The following is a 13,780-nucleotide window of genomic DNA, read 5'->3' as shown; positions in this document are numbered from 1 at the left end:
AGGAGATGCGTACCCGTGGCTGCCCGACTGCCCTCGTGGGCCTGGGTCACCGGCCTGACGGCAGGCGCGACCGCGGCCGTCGTCGCCCTCGCCGTACAGGCGGACCACGGGCCGCATCCCACGGCCGCCGTGGCCAAGCCGAGAGCGTCCGCGTCGGCGAGCGCCCACACGTCCACGACTCCGAAGGCGCCGGCCACGCCCGCCGTGCCGGACGCCTCCGGCACGGGCCGCCGGATCGTGTACTCGGTGGGTGAGAAGCGCGTGTGGCTGGTGGACGCGACGGGCAGGGCGACCCGCACGTTCACGGTGTGGCCGGGCTCGGTGAGCCCGCAGCCCGGCCGTTACTCGATCACCCTGCGAAACCAGTCCCACAAGGGCTCGGACGGCGTGGAGGTGGAGCACATCATGTACTTCACCGTCGTGTCCGGCGTGAACATAGCCTTCTCCAACGCCCTCGACGGTGCCTCGCCGCCACCGGCGGACGGCCAGAAGCTGGGCGGCATACGCATGCACAAGGAGGACGGCGCCGCCCTGTGGGCCTTCGGCGACAAGGGGACGACGGTGGCCGTGGTCAGCTAGCGGTCTCCTGCCGGGTAGGCAGCTGGTTGACGATCAACGCGACCCCGCTGAGCACGAGGATCCGGGTCGCGGCGTCCAGCCCGTTCCAGCTCTTCGACTGCCACATCGCGAACCACTCACCACCGATCGCGATGAATCCGGCCCCGAAGAGGAGCAGCAGCATCAGCAGCCCGTAGGTGGAGACGCGCCGGGCGAGGTCGTGATCGCGCCGCGCCCAGAGATACGTGCCCCGGACGAGCACGAGGGCCGCCACCGTCTCCCACACGATGATCGCGACATAGGCGGTGTCCTGGAGCCCGGTGCTGGTGATCGCCCGCCACATCAGATCGGGATCCTTGAACGTGGTGTCCATCGCCAGCACATGCCGTACGAACTGCTGGTTGGTGCCGAAGTCGGTGATGTTCCCGAGGGCGACCAGGGCGATGTAGAGGGCGAGTATGCCGGTCAGGACGCCGGCGGCCAGAGTGAGGCCCGTGTTGCGTGTGGGGGTGGTGGTCATGGCTTGATTCTCTCTCGGCGGGACCGCCAACTCCCCCCTGCTTTGCGCCAGAACGCACGCGACCGCCCGCCGTCACGTACCGCGCCCCTCGACCGGGCCGGTGCCGCGACTGCCGTACGTCATCCATGGCCGTGGCATGAGCGCCGCGTCACCGTCGTACCGCCGAGGCCACCGGTACCGTACGAGGATCGAGCCACTCGCACCGTAGGTCACCGTGAGCGCCCAGACCGACGGCCCGTACGGACCGCTGATCCCCATGCCCGAGCTGACGCCGGACGCGTTGCGGGCGGCGGTCGCGCGCATCGCTCCGAGTCGGATTCCGGCGCTGACGCAGCACCTCTTCGAAGCCACGACCAACGCCCAGCAGACCCAGAGCCTTGCGCCGCTGCGTGCCTTCGTTCTCCCCCAGAGGGGGCACCCCCACCTGGGCCGTCTTCGTCGCCATCGAACGACATCCGGAACGAGCTGCTCGCCTGCACGAACTGGAGCGCATCGTGGACGCGGGGGAGCAGGACCCTACGACGGCCATCGCAGAGATCCGCGCGATCCGCGAGACGGCCGAGGCGGAGGCCGGGCTGTGACGGGCTGGGCTTGGGACTACAACCCGAGCGCCGAGTACGTCACCGGAGGGCTCCCAAACCGGGGGTGGTGGCGGAGGTGGAGCGACTCGCGACCGAGCTGGCGGCCTTGGGCCACGACGCCGTCAAGGTGGGGCGGCCTGCCGACCGCGAGGGCGGGCTGCGCGAGTTCGACATCCTCGGTGGGCGCGGTTTCATCAGCTTCCTCGCCGTACCCCGCCACGAGTGCGTCTACGTCTGCAACGTCACCTGGTACGGCTGACCCCGCACTGACGTCCCTGCCTCAGCGCACCGCCTCCCCCGTCACCACCGGCCGGACCTTCGTCAGCAGGAGGTTCAGGAACTGGTCGGGGTGGCGGAACGATGCGAAGTGGCTGGCGTTGCTGATGAGGGCGAAGTCCTTCACCGGGGCCGTGACCTCCTCGTAGAAGCGGCGGGCCGGCTCAGGCGGAGTGAGGACGTCGCTGTCGCCCTGGAAGAGGAAGACGGGGAGGCGGAAGGCGGTGCCCTCGGCGTATTCGTCGACCGTCATCGCCTGGGGGCCCAGGGGCTCCGAGAAGGTCTGGGCCTTGAGGTAGGTGCGCAGGTCGCGCAGGGTGTGGAGCGGGGAGAACCAGAGGGAGCGGATCACGACCGTCTTCATCGTGCCGTAGGTCAACGGGTCGGTCGTCACCACCGTCTTCGCGTACTCCGCCCACTCGTGGGCCGACCAGGCGGAACGGTCCGGGCCCATCGTCACCAGCTGCGCCAGCTGCTTCTTCTTGCCTGCCTTCTCCAGCCGCGCCAGCAGCGCCTCGTAGGCGGTGGTGTCACGGCCGCCGCCGATGATGTTCTGGTCGGTGCCGACGTACGCCGCGTACAGCTCGGGGTGGTTGCGGGCCAGGCGGAGGCCGGTCACCGTGCCGAAGCTGTTGGCGAGGAGGACCACCTTGTCCACGCCCAGGCGGGTGCGGATGTGCTGGGTGACCTCAAGGGCGTCCTGGTAGAGACGGTCGAGGGTCGGCTCGCCCTGGCCCCCGGGGCCGCCCGCCGCGAAGGTCCGGCCGGCGCCGCGCATGTCCCAGCGGACGATCGTGAAGTGCCGCTCCCAGGCGCGGGTGCGCGGGATGAAGATCAGGTTGGAGGCGCCGGGGCCGCCGTGGATCTCCAGGATCACGGGGTTCGTCCGGTCCTCGCCGCGGACGGAGATCCACTGGTCGATGCCGCCGATGCGGACGTACGAGGACTCGTCGATGCCGTTCGGCGTGGTGATCGCCAGTTTCTTGGCGAGAGCGCGGCGCTTGAGGGCGCGGTAGGTCAGCAGCATGGTGTTCCCCCTAAACTGTTTATGTCATCAGCTGTTTGCTGACGAGGTTTACGGTATATACAGTTGTCTGTGGAGTCAACGGGCTCCGCCGAAGTCGATGGGAGGGGCCCAGTGGCCGGACGGAGCAAGGAGCGACCCCGGGACGAGAACGGCGGTCCGCGAGCGACCCTCGCGCTGCTGTGGGGCGAGCAGGAGAAGCCCACCCGGGGGCCCAAGCCGAAGCTCACCCCGCAGCGCATCGCCACGGCAGCCGCCGAACTCGCCGACCGGGAGGGGCTGGATGCCGTATCCATGAGCAAGGTCGCCGGCGAGTTCGGGGTCTCGGCGATGGCGCTGTACCGGTACGTCCCCGGCAAGACCGAGCTCGTCGAGCTGATGGTGGAGGCCGTGCTGGAGGAGGGGCCGGACCTGGCCGGAGTGCCGGAGGGGGACTGGCGGGCGGCCGTACGGGAGTGGACCCGGCAGTGCGCGCGCGTCTACGCGGCTCACCCCTGGCTCCTCGGCGCCACCGCGCTGCGCCGCCAGATCATGGGGCCCTGCCAGCTGCGCTGGCTGGACGCGGCGCTCGCCGCCCTGGAGCCCGCCGGACTCGACGGGGCCCGGCGCCACCAGGTCTTCCTGCTCCTGATCGGACTCGTCCGCAATCTCGCCCAGCAGCAGAGCGACTACGACGAGACGCAGGACGCCGAGTGGAACCGGCTCTCCGCCGAGCTGCTCGCCCGGCACGCCGACCGCTTCCCGGCCCTCACCAGGGCCGTGGCCGAGGGCGCGTTCGAACCGAACGGCATCGATCCGCTTCAGTTCGGGCTCGACCGGATCCTCGACGGAGTCGAAGCGCTCGTAGCTGGGCGGGAATGACCCATGGAGGCTGATTTGCCCCCGTGAACGGACCATTCCCCGTCGATTACAGTGCCTAGCGTCGTACGGACGGACGGTGCCCTGAGGAGGTCTGCGTGGGTGCGACATCCGGCGCCGTCTGGGGCCGAGCCGAACAGCAGGACTTCCGCAGCCGGGTGCGCGGCGCCCTGCTCGGGGCCGCCGTGGGCGATGCGCTGGGCGGTCCCGCCGATCCGCTGTCCCTGGAGGAGATCCGGACCGCCTACGGCCCCGAGGGGCTGCTCGACCTGGCCTTCGGAGCGGGGCGGCGCGGTACGGTCACCCACCACACGCAGCTCACGCTGTTCACCGTCGACGGACTGATACGCGCCCAGGTACGGCGGGACACCGGCGCCTGGCATCCGCCGACCGATCTGCACCGGGCGTACCTGCGCTGGGCGGCCACCCAGCGGGACTGGGGGCCCGACGAGCGGCGCAAGGACGACGGCTGGCTCGCGCGCGAGGAGTGGCTGTACGCCCGGCGCGAGCCGACCCGGGCGCTGCTCCTCGGGTTCGGCGACGAGACCATGGGCACGCTGGAGTCGCCGAAGAACCCCGGTGAGCTGGGCCCGGAGGCGGTGGCACGGTCGGCGCCGTTCGGGCTGCTGGTCGGCTGGGAGCCGCAGCTGGTCGTACAGCTGGCGGTGGAGTGCGCGGCGCAGAGCCACGGGCATCCGATCGCTTATCTGTCGGCGGGCGCGTACGCCGTGATCGTGCACGGGCTGGCCCGGGGCGACAGCCTGGACGGTGCCGTGCAGCGGGCCCTGGCCCTGCTCGCCGCCCGGCCGGGCCACCAGCCCGTCTCGGACGCGCTGCAGCACGCGCTGGGGGCGGTGCGGCAGGGGATTCCCGGTCCGACGCGGGTGGAGGAACTGGCCGGCGACGGTACGGCGGACGGGCTGCTGGCGGCGTCCGTGTACTGCGCGCTGGTGGGGGAGGATGTGCGGCACGGGCTGTGTCTGGCGGTGAACCAGAGCGGGCCGTCGGCGGCGGCGGGCGCCCTGACCGGCGGTCTGCTCGGCGCCCTGCACGGCGAGACGGCCCTCCCGCCGGGGTGGCTGACGGAACTGGAGGGCCGTCCCACGGTGCTGGAACTCGCCGACGACTTCGCCATGGAGATGACCCAGGGCCCGGCCCTGCACGGGCCCGCCGGATCGTCGCCGGGGTGGCTGGCCCGGTATCCACGGGCCTGAGCGGGCACGGACGCCGGCGGGCAGGCGGGGATGTGACGACAGGGCCTAAGCCCGGGTGCAGGTGTGCTCCGTCGTGCTGCCGTTCTCGTCCACGTGCGTGATGTGCAGGACCCCGTTGGCGTACATCACCTCCAGCCGCTGACCGGAACCGGTGCCGGCCGTCCCGGGCGGCTGCCAGGGGAGGACCTGGTGCGCGTAGGTGCCGACCGACGCGGGGACGTTGGAGGCGGCGGCGCTCTGTCCGCCGGAGCTGTCACCGCCCATGTCCTCGGGGACGCTCATCACCAGTCGCCCGCCCTCGAGCGCCCAGGTGCCCTTGACCGACTTCCCGCTGCCGTTCATCGACCATGTGCCGTCGGCGATGTCCATGGAGTAGGAGAAGGGGGCTCCGGAGGAGGGCTTCGAGGTGACCTTCCATGAGCCACGGACGAACGCCGCGAACGCCTTTCCGGTCACCCCGGGTGCCGGGGACGCTCCGTTCCCCTTGTTCTCGTCGTTCCCCTTGCACGCCGCCAGCAGCGATGCGCCGACACCGACGGTGAGATAGCGCAGGGTGGTACGGCGGCCCACCAGCCGGGATGCCGCCCGCCACGCTTCGATGCTCATTCGTTCCCCGTTCCTGCCGATCAATGTCAACGGGCAGGCTACACAGACTGGTTGGGTGCTCCCACCACGTCGTCCCCGGCACTCGCCGGCACCGGTAGCGCGGCCATCGCAGCGCCGTCGGTGTTGACCTTCTCGATGATCGCCAGGCGTTCCGGTGTGTCCTCCGGCTTCACCCAGCCGATGACGATGTACAGGACGAGGGACACCGCCAGCGGGACGGAGACCTGGTACTGGAGCGGGACTCCGCCGGAGACGGTCCCGTTGACGGGGTAGTTGACCAGCCAGAACGCCAGCAGGCCCGCCGCCCAGCTGGTCAGCGCCGCCGTGGGGCCGGAGCGGCGGAACGGGCGGAGCAGGCCCAGCATCATCGGGATCGCGATCGGGCCCATCAGCCCGGCCACCCACTTGATGACGACGGTGATGATGTCCTTGAAGGCGGGGGAGTCGACCTGTGTGGCCACCGCCATGGACAGCCCGAGGAAGACGACCGTCGTCACGCGGGCGGCGATCAGTCCCGACCGCTGTCCCCAGGCCCGCGCGCGAGCGGACAGCACCGGTGCCACGTCGCGCGTGAACACCGCCGCGATCGCGTTCGCGTCGGAGGAGCACATGGCCATCGTGTGGGAGAAGAAACCGACGACGACCAGGCCCAGCAGACCGTGCGGCAGGAGCTGTTCGGTCATCAGGCCGTAGGAGTCGGAGCCGTCCGGCTTCCGGGCGTGGACCAGGAGCGGGGACATCCACATGGGGAAGAAGAGGACGACCGGCCAGACCAGCCACAGGACCGCCGACAGACGGGCGCCGCGCTCGGCCGCGTACGCGCTGCCCGTCGCCATGTAGCGCTGCGCCTGGTTGAGCATGCCGCCGTTGTACTCGAAGAGCTTGATGAAGAGGAAGGCGAGGAGGAAGACCGTGCCGTAGGGGCCGGCCAGCGGCTTGCCGTGGCCGTGCAGGGCCGGCTGGTTCCAGGCGTCGAGGAAGCCGATGTGCTGGTCGTCGAGCTTCAGGACCACGGCGGCGAACATCGAGACGCCGGCCAGCAACTGGATGACGAACTGGCCGAGTTCGGTCAGCGCGTCCGCCCACAGGCCGCCGATCGTGCAGTACACGGCCGTGATCGCACCGGTGATGAGGATGCCCTGGTTCAGGGACACGCCTGTGAACACCGACAGCAGGGTGGCGATGGCCGCCCACTTCGCGCCCACGTCCACGATCTTCAGGAGCATGCCGGACCAGGCGAGCGCCTGCTGCGTGGGCAGGTTGTAACGGTTCTTCAGGTACTCCAGCGGCGAGGCCACATGGAGTCGGGAGCGCAGTCGGTTGATGCGCGGTGCGAACAGCCTCGACCCGATGGCGATGCCGAGCGCGATGGGGAAGGACCAGGTGACGAAGGAGGTGACGCCGTAGGTGTAGGCGATACCCGCGTACCCGGTGAACATGACCGCGCTGTAGCCCGACATGTGGTGCGAGATGCCGGACAGCCACCAGGGCATCTTCCCGCCGGCCGTGAAGAAGTCGGAGACGTTGTCCACGCGCTGGTGCGACCAGACGCCGATCGCGACCATCACACCGAAGTAGCCGATGAGCACGGCCCAGTCGAGACTGTTCATGTGCTCGATCGTGAGTGTGGTCACATGAACGCGACAAGCAAGTGTGAGGTCAAGTCACTGCAAAATCGTTCGACTTGATGGCTGACGTTCAGACATATGAACGCCGGTGTGGCACGTCAGTTGCCTCAGCGCATCAGCTCTCCCGCGTTGACCAGCAGGGACTGCCCGGTGATGGCCCGCGACCGGTCCGAGGACAGGAACACCGCCGCGTCCGCCACATCCCCGTCCGTCGCCAGCTCCGGCAAGGCCATCCGCTCCGTCAGGCGGGCCAGGACCTCCGCCTCCGGCACCCCCTCCGTCTGCGCGGTGAAGGTGACGTAGGCCCGCACCGGCGGCCCCCACATCCAGCCCGGCAGGACGGTGTTGACCCGGATCCGGTGGGGTCCGAGTTCCCGTGCCAGTGAGTACATCGCGGCGGTCAGCGCCCCCTTCGAGGCGGCGTACGCGGCCTGCTTCACCTGAGAGGGGGCGGCGACGGCCGACTGGGTCCCGACGAAGACCACCGAGCCGCCCCCGCCCGCCTTCAGCGCCGGCAGACAGGCGCGGGTCATCCGCAGGGTGCCGAGCAGGTTCACGTCGATGACCGACTGCCAGGTCGCGAAGTCCGCGTCCTCCAGGCCGCCGAAGTGGGAGTCCCAGGCGGCCACGTGCACCACCGCGTCGATGCCGCCGAACCGGGCCCGCGCGAGCTCCGCCAGCGCCGCGCACTGGGCCTCGTCGGTGATGTCCGCAGTCCGGTACGCCGTACGCGTGCCGTCCGGGTCGATCTCGGCCGCGCTCTTGGCGAGGTTCGCCTCGGTGCGCGCCCCGAGCACCGCGTTCCCGCCGTCCCGCACGACGGCCGCGGCGACCTGATGGCCGAGCCCGGCGCCGACCCCCGAGACGACCACGGTCTTGCCTGTGAGCAGGGACATCGATGCCTCCCGCGGTATGGCACTTCATCTGACGGGGCGTCAGAGTAGGGCGCACCACAGGAAAGGGGAAGCGCATGAGCGAGGACACCCGCAGCGAGCTGTACGGCGAGCTGGCCGCCGTCGGCCCGTACGGCGTCCGCCCGGGCCACGCCCTGATCACCATGGTCGAGCCGCACCCCGGCCACGAGTACGCCTACAACCGCTGGTACGAGGACGACCACTACTACGCCGGCGCGATGGCCATGCCCTGGATGTACGCCGGCCGCCGCTGGGTCGCCACCCGGGACCTCCAGCTCCTGCGGTATCCCGAGAAGTCGGCGGTCGCCCGGCCCGTCACCACCGGCTGCTACCTCTCCACCTACTGGATCACCGGCGGACGCTACGACGAGCACATGAAGTGGACCGTCGGCATCAACAAGCGCCTCAACCGAGACGCCCGGGTGTACCACGACCGTACCCACGTCTTCACGGCCTTCCAGGACCACGAGACGACGGTGTACCGGGACGGCGCGGCGGGCCCCAGGGACTTCCACGCCCTGGACCACCCCTACGCCGGGCTGGTGCTGGAGGTGATCGACAGCGAGTCGGCCGGGCAGCGGGCCGAGCTGCTGCAGTGGCTGCGCGTCCGGCACCTGCCGAAGCGGCTGTCCGGCTCCCCGGCAGCGATGGTGACCGTGTTCCGGCCCACCCCGCTGCCCGGCGACCGCATGACCTACGTCCGGCAGGTCGAGGGCGTGGACACCCGGCTGACCCTGCTGTGGTTCCTGGAGGCCGACCCGAGGGAGTGCTGGACGGAGCACTTCACCGGGCCGGCCGCGGACGTGTCCGACTCGGGGCTGGGCAGGGTGGAGCTGGTGGCGCCGTTCATCCCGACGATCCCGGGCACGGACACCTATGTGGACCGGCTCCGCTGAGGTTCAGGCCGTGCCGGGGCTCAGGGCGTCTTCAGCGCGTCCGGGCAGGGCGTGCCCCGGGGCAGCTGGTACGGCGCCGCCAGCCGGTAGGTACCGGGTTTCGGCGCCAGCAGCATCGTCCACTTGTCGCCCTTGGCGTCCTCCGGCGTCTCCATCAGGCACCCGTTGACGTTGACGTACGTCTTCGCCTTCGTCTCCTGCGGCGCCTTCAGGCTCTTGCCGTGCTCGTCGACGACGCTCAGCCACGGCGAGTACGGGATCCTGATCAGGATCCGCCCGGCCTTGCGCACCTGAAGCGTCATCTCGCCCTGCCCGGCGCGGTCCACCACCGCGTCGGGCTCGGCGAGCGGCGTCGGATCGGTCACCTGGAACAGCTGCCAGTTGGCGTCGCCCCAGACCTGCTTCAGATACGGCATCCCGCGCCGGAGCAGTTCCACCTCACGCTCGCCGCCGTCGCCGTCCGGGTCGTCCTTGGGCAGCACCACGAAGTGGACGGCCCAGCGCTGCAGCCACTCGTGGTAGTTCGCCGAGTTCAGGGTGTCGTCGTAGAAGAGCGGGTTGCGCTCCATGTCGGCCTGCCGGTTCCAGCCGCGCGCCAGGTTGACATACGGCGCGAGCGCGGACGCCTCCCGGTGCGAACGGGCCGGCACGACCTCGACGCGGCCCTTCTCGGCGCCGGCCTTCTGCAGCTGGTGGACGAGGGGGGCGAGCTCCCGGGCCCAGGACGCGGCCGGGGTCGTGTGCATGATGTCGTCGACCGTCTTGAAGCCGATCCAGCCGAGGAAGCCGAGGAGCGCCAGCACGGTCGCGTACCACCTGCGCGACCGGCGCACCGTGAACGGCAGCGCGGCGATGAGCGTCGCCCCCGCGAACAGCATCGGCAGCCGCGAGATGTTCGACCCGATCTGCGAGTTGATCAGCCACACCAGGAGCACGCCGACGCTGTAGACGGCGGCGGTCAGCCGGACGGTCACCCACTCCTTCGGCACCAGGAACAGGCACAGCAGGCCGTAGAGCAGGGGCAGTATCACCGACCCTATGGTCATCGGCTGGGTACCCGAGAACGGGAAGAGGAAGTAGGAGGCGGCGACCACCGCTGTCGGGGCGAGCCCCAGCGCCCAGGCGCCCGGCCGCCGCTTCTGCAGGAACAGGGCGACCGCGACCAGGCCCACGAACAGCCCCGAGACGGGCGAGGACATGGTGGAGAGACCGGCCAGGGGGGCGGCCGCCACCGCCTTCGCCCAGCGTTTGTGCCGCCACCGGTACGGCCAGCAGAAGACGGCCGCGACGGCGCCGAGCGCGAACATCGTGCCGAGAGCGAAGGTCACCCGGCCCGAGATCGCGTTGCACAGCAGCGCGAAGATCCCGGCGAGCGAGGCCCACAGCGGGTTCTTCACCGCCCGGCTGCGGATCATGACCAGGGTCAGCAGGCCCGCCGAGACGGTCCCGGCGATCATCATCGTCGTACGGACGCCGAGGACGGCCATCAGATACGGCGACACCACGCTGTACGACACCGGGTGCATGCCGCCGTACCAGGCGAGGTTGTACGCCGAGTCCGGGTGCCGGCCGACGAACTCCGCCCAGGCGTCCTGGGCCGCGAGATCACCGCCGCTGTTCGCGAAGGTGAAGAACCAGACGATGTGCAGGACCCCCGCGAGGGCCGTCATGGACAGCACGGGGTGGCGGAGCATCCGCTGCCGGAGGGGTTCGGCGGCGGTGAGGAGGCCCGCGAGCCGGCGCCGGCCGATGCCGTGACGATCACGCTCCGTGGCGCCGTCCGGGCGGGCGGCGCGACCGCCGGGCAGGCCGGGGCGACCGTCCGGGCGGTCGGTGCGACGCTCCCGGTCAGCTGTGGACAGGCGTATTCGCGGGCCGGATCCCGAGCCCGGATCGGCGTCGTCGGCGCGTGTCGGCTCCGCTGTGGCCACCTGAAGGCACTCCCCGTGTCCCGTCTTTTGTTCTCGGCCGTGGTCCGTGGTCTTCCGGCCGCTTCTGTTCCCGGCCGGGTCCCCTGGTGTTCCCGGCCGCGTTCCGTTCAGTTCGCGGTCGTGTCCCGTGACCGGCGAGCTGCCCCGATTCGTGACGCTAGCACGCAGCCCGCCGCGGGGCTCCCGGGTGGGGGCTCCGCGGCGGGCTGCACGGGGGGGCAGGGCGTGGTGCGATCAGCCCAGGCGGGTCAGCTTGGCGCCGAAGCCGGGCTGAGCCAGGTCCTTCTGCAGGGCCACCGGGACCTTGACGGAGCCGGCCGAACCGTCACCCACGGTGAGTGCGCCCACCCGGGTGCCGGCCTTCGCGGTGTGCGGCACCTTGCCGGAAGTGAAGGACAGCTTCACCTTCAGGCCCGCCCAGCCGACGGCCGGGACGTCCTTGGTGAGCACGACCGGGGTCTGGCCGCCGAGCTGGTCGTCCACATAGCCGACCACGTCGCCCTTCTTCAGGATCTTCACCGAGGTCAGCGCGTTCTGGGCGGCGAGCAGCGCGGTCTTGCTGACGTCGTTGACCGTTCGGAGGATCGACGTCCCCCGGTGCTGGCCGAGGATCGCGCCGACGATCGTCACCGTCTGGCCGCCGACCTGCTTGCGGGAGGCGAAGAGCAGGTTGCCGCCCGCTGCGGTGGTGCTGCCGGTCTTGATGCCGATCGCGCCGATGCGGAACGGCAGCTCGTTGACGTTGTTCCAGAAGTGGCCGGTGGGGTCGGTCCAGCTGGCCGCGCTGGTGATGGCGACCAGAGCCGGGATCTTGGTGACCGCACGGCCCAGCTTCACCTGGTCCTCGGCCGTGGAGACGGTGGACGGCGTCAGCCCCGAGGGGTCGGTGTACTTCGTGCTGGTCATCCCCAGCTCCTTGGCGGCGGCGTTCATCTTCTTCACGAACGCCGCCTCCGAGCCCGCGTCCCAGCGCGCCAGCAGCCGGGCGATGTTGTTCGCGGAGGGGATCATGACGGCCGACAGGGCCTGCTTCTCGGTGAGGTGGTCGCCGGCCTTGACGGTGTTGAGTGTGGACTCGCCGCCGCTCTTGTCGTAGCCGCCCTCCTTCTCCGCCTGCGGGTCCACCTTGATCCTCGGGCCCTCCTGGCCCGCCTTCAGCGGATGGTCCCGGAGGATGATGTACGAGGTCATCGTCTTGGCGACCGAGCCGATGGCCACGGGCGTCTGCTTGCCGAAGTGGCCCATCGTGCCGATGCCGTCGCCGTCCATCCAGCCCTGTCCCTCGCTCGGCCAGGGCAGGCTGGTCGTGCCGTCGAAGGTGTAGCTGTCCCTGGCGGTGAGCGCGAGGGCGGGGGACGGCAGCGGGCGGAGGGTCTGTACGACCGCGAAGACGACCGCCAGGAGCAGGACCAGGGGGGTCCAGATCTTCACCCGGCGCACGATCGTGCGGACCGGGGTCTCCGGGGGCGGCGGAGTGTTCGTCAGCTCCGCCAGGAGGTCCAGCGGGGGCTTCGGGGGCAGGGGCTGCTGGGTGGTGCGCTCGGGGCCGACCTGGGGGACGGGGGTGGTGACGTCCGGCTTGGCGGCGGGCTTGGCCGCCGGTGCCATGTCGTTCTTGAGCGCGACGAACGTGCTGGTGCGCTCGGGGTCGGACTCGGGGGTCCTGGGGGTGTCCGGCTTGCTGCCGAGCTTGAGCATGGTCGTCGGCTGGTCGACCTGCGGGGCCGGCTTGGGCGGTATCGCCTTGAAGACGGTGGTGGGCTGATCGACGGCTGCGTGCGGGGCTTTGGCGGCGTGGGTGCCCTCCGCCTCGGCTTCGCCTTCGGCGTCGGTGTCGTTCCCACCCGCACCACCCGTGCGGGTCTCGTCGTCGGCCGCGGGTGGCCCCTCCGGGGCGTCCTCGCCGTCGGCGTCCTCGGGCCCGCCCTCGTCCCCCTCCGCCTCGGCTTCGCCGCCGCCCGCCTCAGCCTCGGCTTCGGCGCCGCCGGCCTCCGCCTTCGTGTCGGCTTCGCCTTCGGCGGTCCCGGCCTCGGCCTTAGCGTCGGCTTCGACGCTGCCGGCCTCCGCCTTAGCGTCGGCTTCGCCTTCGCCGGTCTCTGCCTTCGCGTTGGCTTCGCCTTCGCCGGTCTCTGCTTTCGCGTCGGCTTCGACGCTGCCGGCCTCCGCCTTTGCGTCGGCTTCGCCTTCGGTGGTCTCGGCCTTCGTCGTCTCAGCCTTCGTCGTCTCAGCCTTCGTCGTCCCGGCCTTCGTCGTCCGGGCCTTCTCCGTCCCGGTCTTCGCGTCAGTCTCTGCGTTGCCGTCCGTGTCGGCCGCGGAGTCCGGTTCTGCCTTCGCTTCCGCGGCGGCCTTCTCGTCGTCCGTGTCCGGCTTCTTCTCCGCCTTTGCCTTCACGTTCGCTTCTGCGTCGGCCTTCTCGGTGTCGTTACCGGCCCGGTTCTGATCGGCCGTCGCGTCGTTCTCGGGGGTGTCCGCCCCGCGTACCCATGCCGAGACCGCTTCGCGGAGGGCGGTGTCCTCCTCGGGGGTTTCGCGTATCGACAGGATCTTCGTCGCGGTGTCCACGCCGCCGGAAGAGGAATCCTTCTCGCGGGAGACCGCGAGGCGCGGATCGCGGGCCTCGGGAACCGGACCCGCGCTCCCCGACGTCGGTTCTGCCGACGACTGACGCTGCTTCGACCTGTCGGGGGACTCGCCCGCCACCGATGCCTCCTCCATGCGCCGCACGCCCACGCGCGCGCCCTGTCCGAACCATGTACCAGTGTCCTGTGTGAGGG

13 protein-coding genes and 1 pseudogene are annotated in these 13,780 nt (G+C 70.6%); 6 read left to right on the top strand and 8 right to left on the bottom strand.

The genetic code is table 11. The features are described from left to right. Positions 1-15: 15 nt before the first annotated feature. On the top strand, positions 16-579 hold the full coding sequence (locus tag ABZ624_RS07075) for a hypothetical protein (protein WP_360083469.1): 564 nt from the start codon (positions 16-18) through the stop codon (positions 577-579). Here the strand turns inward: ABZ624_RS07075 and ABZ624_RS07070 are convergent. Continuing rightward, positions 572-1,078: a DUF2165 domain-containing protein gene (locus tag ABZ624_RS07070; RefSeq protein ID WP_360083467.1), complete on the bottom strand. Its 507-nt coding sequence runs from the start codon at positions 1,076-1,078 to the stop codon at positions 572-574. The genes ABZ624_RS07075 and ABZ624_RS07070 overlap by 8 nt on opposite strands. Before the next feature lie 72 nt (positions 1,079-1,150). Then, on the bottom strand, positions 1,151-1,381 hold the full coding sequence (locus ABZ624_RS07065) for a hypothetical protein (protein ID WP_360084081.1): 231 nt from the start codon (positions 1,379-1,381) through the stop codon (positions 1,151-1,153). Between ABZ624_RS07065 and ABZ624_RS07060 the strand changes: the two are divergent. Next, a pseudogene (locus ABZ624_RS07060) lies at positions 1,293-1,659 on the top strand (hypothetical protein). The gene ABZ624_RS07065 and the pseudogene ABZ624_RS07060 overlap by 89 nt on opposite strands. A 76-nt stretch (positions 1,660-1,735) precedes the next feature. Continuing rightward, a complete protein-coding gene (locus tag ABZ624_RS07055) occupies positions 1,736-1,918 on the top strand; it encodes a hypothetical protein (protein ID WP_360083465.1) in 183 nt (60 codons plus the stop codon). Between the two features lie 21 nt (positions 1,919-1,939). On the opposite strand, the gene ABZ624_RS07050 is transcribed toward ABZ624_RS07055, so the two are convergent. Beyond that, positions 1,940-2,962 (bottom strand): alpha/beta hydrolase, encoded by a 1,023-nt coding sequence (locus tag ABZ624_RS07050; protein ID WP_360083463.1) that lies wholly within the window; start codon positions 2,960-2,962, stop codon positions 1,940-1,942. Positions 2,963-3,073: 111 nt separating this feature from the next. On the opposite strand from ABZ624_RS07050, the gene ABZ624_RS07045 reads away from it, so the two are divergent. Further along, positions 3,074-3,820: a TetR/AcrR family transcriptional regulator gene (locus ABZ624_RS07045; protein ID WP_360083461.1), complete on the top strand. Its 747-nt coding sequence runs from the start codon at positions 3,074-3,076 to the stop codon at positions 3,818-3,820. 95 nt (positions 3,821-3,915) lie between these two features. Continuing rightward, positions 3,916-5,031 carry an ADP-ribosylglycohydrolase family protein gene (locus tag ABZ624_RS07040; protein WP_360083459.1) on the top strand — a complete coding sequence of 372 codons (1,116 nt, stop codon included), beginning with the start codon at positions 3,916-3,918 and terminating at the stop codon, positions 5,029-5,031. A gap of 45 nt (positions 5,032-5,076) precedes the next feature. Here the strand turns inward: ABZ624_RS07040 and ABZ624_RS07035 are convergent, their stop codons facing one another. The 3 genes from ABZ624_RS07035 to ABZ624_RS07025 all read right to left on the bottom strand — a co-directional run bounded on the left by ABZ624_RS07035 (position 5,077) and on the right by ABZ624_RS07025 (position 8,161). Beyond that, positions 5,077-5,637 (bottom strand): hypothetical protein, encoded by a 561-nt coding sequence (locus tag ABZ624_RS07035; protein WP_360083457.1) that lies wholly within the window; start codon positions 5,635-5,637, stop codon positions 5,077-5,079. Between the two features lie 38 nt (positions 5,638-5,675). After that, on the bottom strand, positions 5,676-7,247 hold the full coding sequence (locus ABZ624_RS07030; RefSeq protein WP_360083455.1) for a sodium:solute symporter family protein: 1,572 nt from the start codon (positions 7,245-7,247) through the stop codon (positions 5,676-5,678). Between the two features lie 125 nt (positions 7,248-7,372). Further along, positions 7,373-8,161 (bottom strand): SDR family oxidoreductase, encoded by a 789-nt coding sequence (locus ABZ624_RS07025; RefSeq protein WP_360083453.1) that lies wholly within the window; start codon positions 8,159-8,161, stop codon positions 7,373-7,375. A 74-nt stretch (positions 8,162-8,235) separates the two neighbouring features. On the opposite strand from ABZ624_RS07025, the gene ABZ624_RS07020 reads away from it, so the two are divergent. Further along, positions 8,236-9,075, top strand: a complete 840-nt coding sequence (locus tag ABZ624_RS07020; protein WP_360083451.1) for a hypothetical protein — start codon at positions 8,236-8,238, stop codon at positions 9,073-9,075. A gap of 20 nt (positions 9,076-9,095) precedes the next feature. Here ABZ624_RS07020 and ABZ624_RS07015 read toward each other — a convergent pair whose 3' ends face one another. Continuing rightward, positions 9,096-11,006, bottom strand: a complete 1,911-nt coding sequence (locus ABZ624_RS07015; protein ID WP_360083449.1) for an MFS transporter — start codon at positions 11,004-11,006, stop codon at positions 9,096-9,098. A 234-nt stretch (positions 11,007-11,240) separates the two neighbouring features. Then, positions 11,241-13,721, bottom strand: coding sequence for a D-alanyl-D-alanine carboxypeptidase (locus ABZ624_RS07010; RefSeq protein ID WP_360083447.1), 2,481 nt, complete (start codon positions 13,719-13,721; stop codon positions 11,241-11,243). Positions 13,722-13,780 lie beyond the last annotated feature (59 nt).

Origin of the sequence: Streptomyces sp. NPDC007205, from assembly GCF_040634095.1 — a bacterium.
GTDB lineage: Bacteria > Actinomycetota > Actinomycetes > Streptomycetales > Streptomycetaceae > Streptomyces.
This window is presented reverse-complemented; position numbering and strand designations above follow the sequence as displayed.

Excerpts from the sequence above, each read along its gene's own strand:
- ABZ624_RS07070 (WP_360083467.1), bottom strand. The coding sequence starts at position 1,078 with ATGACCACCACCCCCACACGCAACACGGGCCTCACTCTGGCCGCCGGC.
- ABZ624_RS07065 (WP_360084081.1), bottom strand. The coding sequence starts at position 1,381 with ATGCGCGCGACCGCCGCCCGCAACGCGTCCGGCGTCAGCTCGGGCATG.
- ABZ624_RS07050 (WP_360083463.1), bottom strand. The coding sequence starts at position 2,962 with ATGCTGCTGACCTACCGCGCCCTCAAGCGCCGCGCTCTCGCCAAGAAA.
- ABZ624_RS07035 (WP_360083457.1), bottom strand. The coding sequence starts at position 5,637 with ATGAGCATCGAAGCGTGGCGGGCGGCATCCCGGCTGGTGGGCCGCCGT.
- ABZ624_RS07030 (WP_360083455.1), bottom strand. The coding sequence starts at position 7,247 with ATGAACAGTCTCGACTGGGCCGTGCTCATCGGCTACTTCGGTGTGATG.
- ABZ624_RS07025 (WP_360083453.1), bottom strand. The coding sequence starts at position 8,161 with ATGTCCCTGCTCACAGGCAAGACCGTGGTCGTCTCGGGGGTCGGCGCC.
- ABZ624_RS07020 (WP_360083451.1), top strand. The coding sequence starts at position 8,236 with ATGAGCGAGGACACCCGCAGCGAGCTGTACGGCGAGCTGGCCGCCGTC.
- ABZ624_RS07010 (WP_360083447.1), bottom strand. The coding sequence starts at position 13,721 with ATGGAGGAGGCATCGGTGGCGGGCGAGTCCCCCGACAGGTCGAAGCAG.